This is a genomic window from Christiangramia sp. LLG6405-1 (genome assembly GCF_045055805.1).
Lineage (GTDB): Bacteria > Bacteroidota > Bacteroidia > Flavobacteriales > Flavobacteriaceae > Christiangramia.
On the sequence record NZ_CP159330.1, the window covers coordinates 923,325 to 936,987 of the forward strand.

General features: G+C 38.1%; 12 protein-coding genes. 7 read left to right on the plus strand and 5 right to left on the minus strand.

Features of this window, described 5'->3' with window-relative positions; all coding sequences use genetic code 11:
• Nucleotides 1–54: 54 nt before the first annotated feature.
• Entirely contained in the window at nt 55–813 is a 759-nt protein-coding gene (locus tag ABVM50_RS04300) for a YebC/PmpR family DNA-binding transcriptional regulator (protein ID WP_405200121.1), read from the plus strand.
• On the opposite strand, the gene ABVM50_RS04305 is transcribed toward ABVM50_RS04300, so the two are convergent.
• Nucleotides 814–2,685 (minus strand): cation:proton antiporter, encoded by a 1,872-nt coding sequence (locus ABVM50_RS04305; RefSeq protein ID WP_405200122.1) that lies wholly within the window; start codon nt 2,683–2,685, stop codon nt 814–816.
• Nucleotides 2,686–2,852: 167 nt separating this feature from the next.
• On the opposite strand from ABVM50_RS04305, the gene ABVM50_RS04310 reads away from it, so the two are divergent.
• The 5 genes from ABVM50_RS04310 (at nt 2,853) to ABVM50_RS04330 (ending at nt 9,385) form a co-directional block, all read left to right on the plus strand.
• Nucleotides 2,853–3,716, plus strand: a complete 864-nt coding sequence (locus tag ABVM50_RS04310; RefSeq protein WP_405200123.1) for an MBL fold metallo-hydrolase — start codon at nt 2,853–2,855, stop codon at nt 3,714–3,716.
• A 7-nt stretch (nt 3,717–3,723) separates the two neighbouring features.
• Nucleotides 3,724–5,409, plus strand: a complete 1,686-nt coding sequence (locus ABVM50_RS04315) for a S8 family peptidase (RefSeq protein ID WP_405200124.1) — start codon at nt 3,724–3,726, stop codon at nt 5,407–5,409.
• A 1-nt stretch (nt 5,410) separates the two neighbouring features.
• Nucleotides 5,411–7,306 (plus strand): M1 family metallopeptidase, encoded by a 1,896-nt coding sequence (locus ABVM50_RS04320; protein ID WP_405200125.1) that lies wholly within the window; start codon nt 5,411–5,413, stop codon nt 7,304–7,306.
• 77 nt (nt 7,307–7,383) lie between these two features.
• Nucleotides 7,384–7,773: a ribonuclease P protein component gene (gene rnpA, locus ABVM50_RS04325; protein WP_295179522.1), complete on the plus strand. Its 390-nt coding sequence runs from the start codon at nt 7,384–7,386 to the stop codon at nt 7,771–7,773.
• Nucleotides 7,757–9,385, plus strand: coding sequence for a S41 family peptidase (locus tag ABVM50_RS04330; protein WP_405200126.1), 1,629 nt, complete (start codon nt 7,757–7,759; stop codon nt 9,383–9,385). Before rnpA ends, ABVM50_RS04330 begins: the two co-directional genes overlap by 17 nt.
• A 2-nt stretch (nt 9,386–9,387) precedes the next feature.
• On the opposite strand, the gene ABVM50_RS04335 is transcribed toward ABVM50_RS04330, so the two are convergent.
• The 4 genes from ABVM50_RS04335 to ABVM50_RS04350 form a co-directional block, all read right to left on the minus strand.
• Nucleotides 9,388–9,834, minus strand: coding sequence for a GNAT family N-acetyltransferase (locus ABVM50_RS04335; RefSeq protein WP_405200127.1), 447 nt, complete (start codon nt 9,832–9,834; stop codon nt 9,388–9,390).
• 2 nt (nt 9,835–9,836) lie between these two features.
• Nucleotides 9,837–10,271 carry a ribose 5-phosphate isomerase B gene (gene rpiB, locus ABVM50_RS04340; protein ID WP_405200128.1) on the minus strand — a complete coding sequence of 145 codons (435 nt, stop codon included), beginning with the start codon at nt 10,269–10,271 and terminating at the stop codon, nt 9,837–9,839.
• Between the two features lie 514 nt (nt 10,272–10,785).
• Complete coding sequence (locus ABVM50_RS04345) at nt 10,786–11,028, minus strand: DUF2007 domain-containing protein (RefSeq protein ID WP_405200129.1); 243 nt, start codon at nt 11,026–11,028, stop codon at nt 10,786–10,788.
• Between the two features lie 29 nt (nt 11,029–11,057).
• A complete protein-coding gene (locus ABVM50_RS04350) occupies nt 11,058–11,231 on the minus strand; it encodes a hypothetical protein (RefSeq protein WP_405200130.1) in 174 nt (57 codons plus the stop codon).
• A gap of 218 nt (nt 11,232–11,449) precedes the next feature.
• Here ABVM50_RS04350 and rnr point away from each other — a divergent pair, with 218 nt between their 5' ends.
• Entirely contained in the window at nt 11,450–13,648 is a 2,199-nt protein-coding gene (gene rnr, locus ABVM50_RS04355) for a ribonuclease R (RefSeq protein ID WP_405200131.1), read from the plus strand.
• The last annotated feature ends 15 nt before the right edge of the window (nt 13,649–13,663 follow it).

The window sequence follows — 13,663 nt, forward strand, 5'->3', positions numbered from 1 at the left end:
TGAGTTAATCGGTAGAAAATCTATCGACTACAAACCAAAAACTACAGACTACCAATGGCTGGACATAGTAAATGGGCGAATATTAAGCATCGTAAAGGAGCTCAGGATAAGAAAAGAGCGAAGCAGTTCACCAGGGCGATCAAAGAAATCACAGTTGCCGTAAAAGAAGGCGGAGGACCAGATCCTGAAGCTAATCCCGCCTTGCGTAATGCTATCCAGAATGCCAAAGGCGTAAATATGCCCAAGGATACCATTGAACGTGCGATCAAGAAAGCGAGTGGTGCAGATGCCGATAATTATGAAATGGTCACTTTTGAAGGTTATGGACCAAATGGAATAGCCATTTTCGTAGAAGCTACTACAGATAATACCAACAGAACTGTGGCTTCAGTTCGTTCCATCTTCAGTAAAAATGGCGGAAGTCTTGGGACCAACGGTTCTCTGGAGTTTCTTTTTGATAAAAAAGGAGTTTTTGTATTAGAAAAGGAAAATATCGAAACAGAACTTGAAGAACTGGAATTAGAGCTTATCGAAGGTGGTGCGTCAAGTTTCGATAAGGAAGACGATTATCTAACGGTATATACAGATTTCAATGATTTTGGAATGATGTCTTCGAAACTTGAAGAGCTAAATATAGAACCAAAGAATTCTGAAGTACAGCGTATTCCCTTAAATACAAATGAATTACCAGTGGAAGATGCTATCAAAATCCTGAACCTCATCGAAAAATTCGAAGATGACGATGACGTTCAGAACGTATATCATACACTGGAGGTGACCGATGAACTAATCGAAAAAATGGAGGAGGAGTAATTAATTTTCCTCCTGAATATTCTTTTCGATGTTCTCTTTTTCTTCGCTATCTCCTGTTTCCAGTTCCTTTCCAAGATAAACCATCATAAAACCTTCTTCGATCTCAACCTCAAGACTGTTAGAAGGAATAATACTAAGCTCTCCTTCCTCATCTTTTACAAATAGTGGAATGATATCAGAATCGGTTTTACTAATCTCTATAAGTCCTTCGTAGTGCTCCTTGGAATTCAGTTCAATTTCATGGATAGAAGGATATTTTCTGGCAAGGTTCGTTAACTTGATATAATCATCGGTTTGCGAGAACAGTCCTTCTTTAGGATTGTTTTCAGGATCATACATTTCATCTGAAGAAACTACTCTAAAAGAGCCATTTTCTCCAAAGTGCTTTCTGAACTTTTCAATGGCATTCAGGTTTACTTCCGTATTTCCAGTCATTGCCATTAAGTAACCGATATCGCTTAATTCAATATTATTGATAAGATCATCTGAATACACATTTTCCTGGATCGCATCCAATCCAAGTTCCTGTGCCTTTTTAATATTTGTTCCATTACTATCAACCAAGACCACATGTCGATTGTTCTTCTTCAGATAACTACCAATCAATCTTGAAATAGTAGATGCTCCAATGATTAAGATTCCCTGAGAATTCTTCAGAAAAACTCCCACTAATTGAGCAAATAACCTTGCAGTGGTCGCATTCAGAAGAACAGTTCCCAATACGATCATAAACACAAGCGGAGTGATATATTCTGCTCCGGGAACGCCTTGATTAGAAAGTTCAATTCCGAAGAGAGAAGCGATACCTGCGGCTACGATACCACGAGGTCCAACCCAGCTTATAAATAATTTTTCATTGAATTTTAGTGATGATCCTATACTGCTCACAAATACTCCCAGAGGTCTAACGATGAGTACCACCGTAGCGAACAGGATCAATGCTTTGATATCATAAACCAGCATCAGATCTTCAACATTGATATTTGCAGCCAGTAGTATGAACAGAATCGAAATAAGTAGTACGCTTAGAGATTCTTTGAAATAAAGTAGTTCTTTTAAGTTTGGAAGGTTAATGTTTCCCATCACCATTCCCATCACTACCACGGCTAAAAGTCCGCTTTCATGAGCGAAAAGATCTGCCAGTACAAAAACTCCCAGCACGGTTGCCAGCGTAAGTACATTCAGTAAATAATGAGGGATCACGTTCTTTTTGATCGCAAAGGCCAGAGCATGAGCAAAGGTGAATCCAAAGGTGAATCCAAACAGGACGATCTTTCCAAATTCTATCAATGCTGTTTCTGTAAATTCAGTCCCGGTACCAGCGCTAATAAACTCGAACATCAATACCGCTACAAGGGCACCAATAGGATCGATTAGAATACCTTCCCATTTCAGAATCGTTGAAATATCAGATTTTAATGGAATATTCCGGAGAATAGGGGTAATTACAGTAGGACCGGTTACAATGATAAGTGCCGCGAATAAGAACGATATCTGCCAGCTAAGGTCAAATATCAGGTATGCTGCCACACCAGCTCCAAAGAAAGTAACGATCACGGCTATGGTTATCAACTTGATGATCACCGGACCAACATTAAGAATTTCACCCTTCCGCAGCGTTAAACCACCTTCGAAAAGAATGATCCCGATCGCCAGGGAAACGAAGTAGAAAAGGCTTTCACCAGGAAATAATCCGGACTCACCATTCCAGATTGGTTCAATAATTTTGGAACCATCTTCAGTAAAAAAAGTAGAAATTGGTCCTACAGCAAGACCTACAAGTATTAATGGTAAAATCGCGGGGATCTTAAAACGCCATGCTGCCCACTGTGCCAATATCCCAAGGATCACTATTCCTGCCAATTCAACCATAGATTCTGTATTTGCTTAAGATTGCTAAAAATATTAAAAATGTTTTACTATGAAAGCTTATTATTAAAAGCCTAACATTATTACGAGGCTGTTAAATCATTTAGAAAATAATTCGAATTAGCTATGAGATTTTCTATTTTGCGGAGAAATCTTCAAATTTATTCTGAATGACCCTTTATCCTATACAAGCCGGAAATTTTAAATTAGATGGTGGAGCTATGTTTGGAGTGGTCCCGAAAAGTCTCTGGAACCGCACCAATCCTGCCGACTCGAATAATATGATTGATATTGCTGCCCGATGTTTGCTTATTGAGGATGGTGATAAACTTATTCTAATTGATACCGGAATGGGTGATAAGCAAAGTGAGAAATTCTTTAGTTATTACTATCCATGGGGAGAGCATAGTATTGACAGTTCACTCAAGGAACATGGTTTTCATCGCGATGACATTACAGATATTTTTATGACTCACCTTCATTTTGACCATTGTGGAGGTTGTATCCAGTGGAATAAAGAACGTACAGGTTATGAACCGGCATTTAAAAACGCCAGGTTCTGGAGCAATGAAGATCACTGGGAATGGGCTACGAAACCAAATGCTCGTGAAAAAGCATCATTTCTGAAAGAAAATATTCTTCCAATGGAACAAAGCGGAAAACTCCATTTCGTGGAGCGGGAGGGAAACAGTGAATTTTGCAAAGCAGATCATCTTGGCTTCGAATCACTTCTGGTAGACGGACATACAGATAAGCAAATGATTCCGCATATTGACTACAAGGGTAAGAAACTGGTTTTTATGGCAGATCTTCTTCCTACCGTGGGACATATTCCCTTACCTTATGTAATGGGCTTTGATACCAGACCACTATTAACGCTTGCTGAAAAAGAGAAATTTCTGCAAACAGCAGCAAATGAAAATTATTACCTGTTCATGGAGCATGACGCTCATAATGAAATAATAACTTTAAAAAATACCGAAAAGGGAGTAAGACACGATCAGACTTATACCTTCAACGAATTATTCAATTAAAATAACTATGAGAATACCTGTTTATAAGCCGTTCCTGACCATCCTGGCAGCCGGCGCTTTAACTGCATGTAGCAGTACTGCTCCAAGAGTAGTTTCCACACCAGTAAGCAATATTGATTCTATTCCTTTAAAAGTAAAGGACCTTACAGATGCCCAGTTAAAAGGCTGGACCAATTCAGATCTTTCCAGGGACACTATTCCGGGAATGAGCGTGGATAGAGCCTATGCTGAAATTATTAAAAACAACAAACCTTCAACGGTTATCGTTGGAGTGGTGGACAGCGGTATAGATATCACACATGAAGATCTGCAAGGGGTGATCTGGACTAATGAGGACGAGATCGCTGGTAATGGAAAAGATGATGACAAGAACGGTTTTGTTGATGATGTGCATGGCTGGAACTTTCTAGGGGATGCCGTGGAAGAAAACATGGAGTTTACTCGTATCATCAAGCGATTAAAACCCAAATATGAAGGGAAATCTCAGAGTAGCATAAGCACTGCAGACAGGGAAGAATACAATATGTACCTGGAAGCTAAAAAAGAATACGATAAGGAATACCAGGAAGCTCAGCAAACTCAGCAGCAGTATACCCAGATCCTTCAGCAGGTGAAAAATGCACATGCAGCTATGACAAAAGCTCTGGGAACTGAAGATTATACTAAAAAGCAGGTGTTAGATTTCAAACCGGAAACCCAGGAACTGCAACAGGCAAAAATGATCGTTGGGCAAATGCAGAGCAACGTGAACGAGAGTATACCAGAAGTGATCAAAGAGATCAATGAAGGTGTGGAATACTTCGCTGGCCGTCTTGATACCCATTTCAACCTTGACCTGAATGGTAGAGCTGTTGTGGGTGACAATCCTTACGATATCACCGATACCAACTACGGAAACAATAAAGTTTCAGGACCAGATCCAAAGAAAGAAGATGCTAAACACGGAACGCACGTTGCCGGGATCATTGCAGCTAACAGAAATAATTCCGTAGGACTTAAAGGAGTTGCCAGCAATGCAAAGATCATGGCTGTAAGAGCTGTACCAGATGGTGATGAGTATGATAAAGATATTGCACTGGGGATTCGTTATGCCGTGGATAACGGGGCGAAAGTAATTAATACCAGTTTTGGAAAATACTTTTCTCAAAATCCGGAATGGGTGATCGATGCAATAAAATATGCGGCAGATAATGATGTTCTAATTGTAAATGCCGCTGGAAATGAAGGAATAGATCTTGACAAAAAAAGAGTTTATCCTAACGATCAAAATCCGCAGGAAACTACAGAGATCAGTGATAACTTTTTAACGGTTGGTGCTTTGAATTATGAGTACGGAGCAAATCTTATCGCGACATTTTCTAATTATGGAGCTACCAACGTAGATGTTTTCGCACCTGGAACAAAGATCTGGTCTACAACTCCAAACGATACATACGAATATCTTCAGGGAACTTCTATGGCGTCACCTGCAGTTGCAGGAATTGCGGCGATCATTAGAGGTTATTACCCAAAATTATCTGCGGGACAGGTAAAACAAATAATTATGGATAGTGGTATTTCTACAAAAGCAACAGTAGTGCTGGGAGGAGATACCAGTAATACTAAAAAATTCCAGACTATTTCAACTTCAGGAAAAATGGCTAATCTATATAACGCCTTAATTTTAGCAGATCAAATTTCAAAAAATAACTAGAATGAAGAACATTTTTTTCAGCTTAATACTACTTACCGCCGGAGTAATTCAGGCACAGAACAACACTTCCTACTGGCAGCAGCATGTAGATTACAAAATGGATGTGGATGTAAATGTGGAGAATTTTAAATTCACCGGTACTCAGGAATTGACCTATACCAACAATTCCCCAGACACTCTTAACCGTGTATTTTACCATTTATACTTTAATGCCTTTCAGCCAGGTTCAGAAATGAATGCCAGACTTGAAAGTATTGCAGATCCTGATGGTAGAATGGTTAGAAATGAAGGTACTGAGGAAGAACCAAAAAGAGTAAGCCGTATTAGTGATCTTTCTGAAGACCAGATTGGTTATTTGAGAGTAAGCTCTCTTACTCAGGATGGGACTTCATTGGATTATGAAGAAGTTGGAACTGTTCTGGAAGTAGAACTTGCTCAACCAATTCTTCCTGGTAAAAAAGTAAAGTTCAACATGGAATTTGAAGGCCAGGTTCCGGAACAGATTAGAAGATCTGGAAGAAACAGCTCTGAAGGTGTAGCGCTATCTATGAGTCAGTGGTATCCTAAACTGGCAGAATATGACTTCCAGGGATGGCATGCAGATCCTTATGTTGCCCGTGAATTTCATGGAGTATGGGGAGATTTTGATGTAAAGATCAGTATCGATAAGGATTATATACTTGGAAGTACAGGATATCTTCAAAATCCGCAGGAAATCGGGTACAACTACGAAGAAGAAGGAACTAAAGTGAAGAGAAAAAAAGGGGATAAGCTAACCTGGCATTTCAAAGCTCCTAAAGTTCATGATTTTACCTGGGCAGCAGATCCTGAGTATATCCATGACAAGTTGCTTGCTGAAGATGGTACTGTAATACATTTCCTTTATAAAGACAATGAAAATATCAAAGAGAACTGGAAAAATCTTCAGCCAAAAACAGCAGAATTACTTCTGTATTTCAACGAACATATTGGACCATATCCATGGGATCAATACTCTGTAGTACAGGGTGGAGACGGTGGAATGGAGTATGCGATGCTTACTCTAATCACTGGGGAACGTTCTTTTGGAAGTCTTGTTGGCGTGACTGCTCACGAAATGGCGCATGCATGGTTTCAGCATTTAATGGCTACTAATGAAAGTAAACACGAATGGATGGATGAAGGTTTTACTTCCTACATTTCTTCGGAAGCTGAAAATGTAATCCTTGGAGAAAATAAGGAGAATCCGCACACTGGATCTTACAGAGGATACCAGTACCTGGCAAATTCAGGAAGAGAGCAACCGCAATCTACGCATGCCGACAGGTATGAACTGAATGCACTTTATGGAACTTCTGCTTATTCTAAAGGAGCTGTATTTCTTGCACAACTTGGATACATCATAGGTGAAGAGAATCTTTCAAAAACCTTGAACAGGTACTATGATGAATGGAAATTCAAACATCCAACGCCTAACGATTTTATTAGAATTGCTGAAAAGGTTTCTGGAGCAGAGCTGGACTGGTATTTATTGGATTGGACACAAACCACCAATACGATCGATTACACAATAGATGGAGTTGAAATGAAGGATGCCAAGGCAACTGTAACTTTGAAAAGAAATGGATTGATGCCAATGCCTATAGATATTGATGTAACCTATGCTGATGGTTCTAAGAAAACCTACTATATCCCATTAGAAATGATGCGTTGGGAGAAAGAAGCACGTGAAGGCGAAGAGAGAACTGTTGCTGAAGACTGGGCATGGGGATTCCCTACCTACGAGTTGGAGATCGATGCCGCTAAAGACATTGCTAGTATAGAAATTGATAGTTCGAAAATGATGGCAGACGTAAATCCTTCAGATAACGTTTGGAACAAAGACGGAGAATCTTCCGAAGAAGAAGGAGAAGAATAAACTCTTTCAGGAAATATTATAAAACCCTTTCTCTACGGAAGGGTTTTTTTATTTGAAAGTATTGGTACTTTTGAAACATGGATCAGAGCTTCGGAAAGTTGGAAAAATTAAAAAGCAAAAAGCATATAGATCTGCTCTTTGCTGAAGGTAGAAATCTGAAAAGTTATCCACTAAAACTTATCTATGCACCAATCCAGACTTCAGATAAACCTGAATTAAAAACAGGAGTTTCGGTGCCTAAAAAACTGGTGAAAACAGCAGTAAAACGCAACAGGATCAAACGATTAATGCGCGAAGCTTTCAGAAAAAATAAGTACCTTGTTACCAGCGATCTTGCAATTTCTCATGCTTTTATGTTCATATATATTTCCAGGGATGAGATTGATCATTCTAAAATGGAAAAGAATATGATCAAATTGCTGAAGAACTTTTCAGAAAAACAGCCGACTCATGAAAAAGAACTTTAAAAACCTCATCCTTATACCTGTTGTTCTTGCAGGAATTTTCATTGGAACTGTAAGTTTTAAATCAGATTTTTTCGAGATCGCTAAACAGATCGAGATCTTCACGACGCTTTTCAAGGAGATCAACATGAATTACGTTGATGAAACAAATCCTGCACAATTAATGGATTCTGCTATAAAATCCATGCTTACAGATCTTGATCCTTATACCAATTACTGGAATGAGCAGGATGTGGAAGCAGCGAGGATCAATAATTCTGGCGAATATACCGGGATCGGCGCAGCGGTAAAAAATGGAGCTACTGGAATTACTATTGTAGAAGCTTATAAAGATTATCCTGCAGATAAAGCGGGTTTAAAAGCCGGAGATCTCATAACTAAGATCGGTGATATACGAGTTGCAGATTTTAAAGAGGATGCAGGAGAACTGCTTAATGGTGCTTCAGAAACTGCTGTGGAAATCACTTTTGTAAGACAGGGTAAGGAGCAGAAAACTTCATTAAAACGGGAATCTGTAGACCTTAATGCAGTACCATTTTACAAATTACTCGAAGATAATTCTGGTTATATCGTACTATCCAGGTTCAATGCCAAAGCTTCAACCGAAGTATCCAGAGCTTTGAAAGAACTAAAAAATCAGGGTGCTGACAAGATCATTCTTGATCTAAGAGGTAACCCGGGAGGATTACTGAGTGAAGCAATTAATGTGAGTAATATTTTTGTTCCAGCAAATGAATTGATCGTCACCACGAGATCTGCCATAGAAAAGTATAATAAGGATTATTATACACAGAGAGAACCTATAGATACCAAGATTCCTTTGGTCGTCCTGGTAAACGGGCGTAGCGCCTCAGCCAGTGAGATCGTAGCCGGAGCAATGCAGGATCTGGATAGAGGAGTGATCGTTGGAGCAAGATCCTTTGGGAAAGGGCTGGTACAAAGACCACGGGAATTAGCCTATGGAACTCAGCTTAAAATTACCATTTCAAGGTATTACACTCCGAGTGGAAGATGTATACAGGCGCTGGATTATCGTCGCCGGGATGAAAATGGCAAAGCAGTTAGAACCAAAGTTGAAGACTATAATGAATTTAATACCCGTAATGGCCGTAAGGTGTATGATGGTGGTGGAATTCTACCAGATATAAAGTTAGAAACTTCAGAATTTAGTGATATCACCCAGGCATTATTACTGCAGGATGCGATCTTCAATTATGCTACGGAATATTATTATTCACACAAGGTAGAAAATCTGAAGGATTTTGATTTCAACGATGCAGATTTTCAGGAATTTAAGGTATACCTGAGAGGATCTGGTTTTGATTATGTAACTGCTACGGAAAAGGAACTGGAAGAATTAATTGCTACTTCTGAAGAAGAAAATCTGGAATTGAAATTTGAAGCTTCAGGAATAAGATTACAACTGGAGCAACATGAAAAGCAGGAGTTGGAACTAAGAAAACCTGAAATTATCAGCCTTCTTAAAGATGAGATCATCAAGAGATATTTCTATAAAGAAGGCCTGTATGAATATTATACGGTGAACAATCCAGAGATTTCCAAAGCCAAGGAGATCCTGAACAGCGAAAACAAATACGCTGAGATCCTCAAGTAATACTAGTCTTTGATCATAGCTATATGTGGAATACCATCTTCAAGATAGCCTTCGCCTATACTTTGGTAACCATGCGATTCGTAAAATTTGATCAAATACTGCTGTGCAGAAAGTTTAATATTTGAAGTATTATAATTTTCAAAAATAGCAGTAGCAGAAGCTTTCATGATCTCGTGTCCATATCCATATTTTCTTTCAGATTCTTTTACGATCACACGACCAATAGCTGCTTCAGGAAAGTAATATCCGGGTGCAAAACATCGAGTATAAGCTACGATCTTCCCGTTTTTAGTACCCAGAACATGTAAAGCTTCATCATCCTTACCATCAATATCCTGGTATACACAATCCTGTTCCACAACAAAAACTTCTGAACGAAGTTGTAAAATAGCATAAAGTTCAGCGAGACTCAGTTCGCTGAACTTTTTGATTTCAATATTCAATTCCATAATTATTTAGCTGCGGGAATCTTGTCTATTCTTCGTTGATGACGGCCACCTTCGAATTTAGTATTTAGAAATGCTTCCACCATCTCTGTGGCAAGCTCTTCAGAAACAAAACGGGAAGGAATACTGAGAATATTAGCGTTGTTGTGTTCCCGGGCTAGCTTTGCGATCTCAACGGTCCAGCATAATGCAGAGCGTACACCCTGATGTTTGTTTGCAGTCATATTAGCACCATTTCCACTACCACATATAATGATACCAAGATCTGCATTTCCATTTTCCACATCATTTGCTACAGGATGAACAAAATCTGGGTAGTCTACACTATCCTTTTCATTTGTTCCATAATTGGTAAGCTTGTGACCTTCTTTTTCCAGGGCAGTCTGGATCATTTGTTTATAACCAGTACCTGCATGGTCGTTTCCTATAGATATTTTCATAGTTGAGTTGTTTGTGACAAAGTTAAAAAAACAAGCAGTTAAGAAGCTTAAAACCCGTTGTTAATTACTTTCAGGTTTTAACTCATTTTCAACGCTTTAAAATCCACATACAATTGTGCAAAACATCTGATGATTTAATGATAAAGAAATTTGCTTTTTAAGATTTTTATAACAATACTCGAACTACTATCAATAAAGCAAATTATAAGTAGGTTATTTCTTATCAAGTTATGAGCACTTAAAATTCGGTTGTTGACAATTGTTGATAGTAAACTTTTCAATAAACAGGCATTGATAAAATTTAAGAACTTCTGTTAAGTAAATCTTAAAAACCTAAGTGTATCAATTAGTTAGCTATTCACAGCCTTGTTGATAAACTGTTATCAAATAATTACAACTGAAATAACAAGGAAGTAGGAGTAAAATTATTGTACAAATGAACACGCCATCATATACCATTATTTAATTTTTTTAAAAAAGAAGAAAAGATAATAATAGTATATACTGTTCATAACTATACGATGCGTAGAGAAGAAGATTTGTCATTGAAAGAGTCAAGGATCTCTTTTGCTTTCGAAACATCTTGTGGATGAACCATTAGTTTTATACCGCCAAAAGCAGAAGAACTGAATGGAATTAGACCAACTAAAGTTTCATTCTGAAAATAATGCGTGACATTTTCATCAGTGAATCTGGATCTTAGTATTAAAGTCTCGTGCGGATATGTAAAAGTTGCCAGGCAAACGTAGTCTTTCATGGGAAAATATTAGTTCCCTAAGATACGTATTAATCGTTAGAAGCAGATACTAAAGTAGTTACAGGTGCTTCAGAAGAAGTAGTATTCAGAAGATCACTTTTCTCGTTTAGTGATTTGTTGATAATGGTAACAAAAATTATAAGTCCGATCAAAAAGATCAGAATAAAGACCGCTGTATATGAGGAGGACCTACGTAGTTTCATACTGTTAGCAAATTTAAACGTTGAACTGATTGCTAATGTTAAAATAAAATTAAGAAAAAATTAAGATTAAATCTTAATAAAACTAAAATTAATTTAAAATAAAATGTTGATGCTTAATGTTTTAGCTATATAAGCGCTCTTCCGACTTAACAAAACTTTAATCTCAACAGGATGCAGACTGATTTTTATGGTGTAATTTTATCGCATACTATTTGAGAATGAAGAAACAGAACAAGAATAAGCCCAAAGGACAGGGCAACCTTACCCGAAGCATTATAGATATCCTTAGAAAGAATTCGGGAAAAACATATAACTACAAACAAATTGCTTCTATACTAGGTGTTAATGATGCCAGTAGTAGAAACCAGATCATAAAAAAACTAGCTCAACTCACTGCAAAAAAGGAAATTGAAGAAGTTGAACGTGGGAAATTTAAGATCGAAGGCTCCAAGAACTATCATACAGCGGTACTAGATCTAACCACAAAGGGTTATGGTTATGCGATCGTGGATGGATTTGATGACGATATTTTTATTGCAAATAAAGATTTAAAGTCAGCTTTTGATGGTGATACAGTAGAGATCTACATTTACAATCGCCGTCGTAATAAGAAAAGCGAAGGTGAAGTAGTAAATATCACCAAGCGTAAGAGAACAGAATTTGTTGGAACACTTCAGAAGAAAAAAGACTTTGGATTTGTGGTAGTGGATAATAAATCCATGTACACAGATTTCTTTGTTTCTGCGAATAAAATGAACGGTGCTGAAGATGGAGACAAAGTAGTAATCCAGTTCGAAGAGTGGCCAGATAAGGCAGACTCACCTTTTGCTACGATCACCAGAGTGCTTGGTACACCTGGAGAACATAATACAGAAATTCATTCGATTCTTGCCCAATATGGTCTTCCTCATGATTTTCCTGAAGAGGTGGAGGAATACGCTAATAAAATAGATACTTCTATCAACGAGGATGAGATCGCTAAAAGAAGGGATATGCGTGATATCCTGACTTTCACGATAGATCCAAAAGATGCAAAGGATTTTGATGATGCTTTAAGCTTCAGAAAACTTGAAAATGGTAATTACGAGATAGGAATTCATATTGCAGATGTATCGCACTACCTGCAACCTGGAACTATTCTAGACGATGAGGCTTACGAACGTGCAACATCAGTCTACCTCGTGGATCGCGTGGTGCCTATGCTTCCTGAAATACTTTCAAACAACGCCTGTTCACTAAGACCAAATGAGGAAAAATTCACTTTCTCTGCAGTCTTTGAAATTAACGATAAGCTTGAGGTAAAAGATCAGTGGTTTGGAAGAACCGTGACCTATTCAGACGAGCGTTTTGCTTATGAAGAGGCTCAACATATTATTGAAACGAATGCTGGTAGTATTCCAAAAGATATTTCAATTCGCGAAGATGCCTATTCAGTTAGCGGTGAAATAGTAGATGCAATTTCCACGCTGGACAGACTTGCAAAGAAAATGAGAAGTCGTCGTATGCGAAATGGCGCAATTTCTTTTGATAAGGTAGAAGTGAAATTCAACCTTAACGAAGAAAATGAACCAGTGGGAGTTTTCTTTAAAACTGCCAAGGATGCGAATAAACTTATCGAGGAATTCATGTTACTTGCCAACCGGAAAGTGGCTGAATTTATTGGTAAACAGAAGCCAAAAAAGACTTTTGTATACAGATGTCACGATGAACCTAATGAAGATAAACTTGCTTCTCTACAAAGCATCGTAGGTAGATTTGGACATAAACTGAACCTTACAGATCGTAATTCCACAACAAGTTCTTTAAATAAACTTCTGGAAGATGTGCAGGGTAAAAAAGAACAGAACATGGTGGATACTTTAGCTATTCGTACCATGAGTAAGGCCTATTACGGAACCGATAATATCGGTCATTATGGTTTAGCCTTTGATCATTATACTCATTTCACCTCTCCAATTAGAAGGTATCCTGATGTAATGGTGCATAGGTTGCTTCAACATTACCTGGATGGTCATAAATCTGCCAGTGAAGAAGAGTACGAAGACAAATGTAACCATAGTAGTGATCGCGAGTACCTGGCTACCAGTGCAGAACGTGATTCTATTAAGTTCATGCAGGTGAAATTCATGATGGATCACCAGGATGAAGAATTTCTTGGAGTAATTTCTGGAGTTACAGATTGGGGAATCTTCGTGGAGATCGTTGAAAATAAATGTGAAGGAATGATCAGGTTACGAGATATGAACGATGATCATTATGAATATGATGCTGATGAGTTCGCTGTAACTGGTAAACGTACCGGTAAAACTTTCACTTTAGGTGATGAGGTTTACGTCAAAGTTAAAAATGCAGACCTGGTCAAACGTCATTTAGATTTCACTTTATTGGGTAGCAAAGCAGATGTAGAAGCAAATTAGTAGGAAAAAGTATCG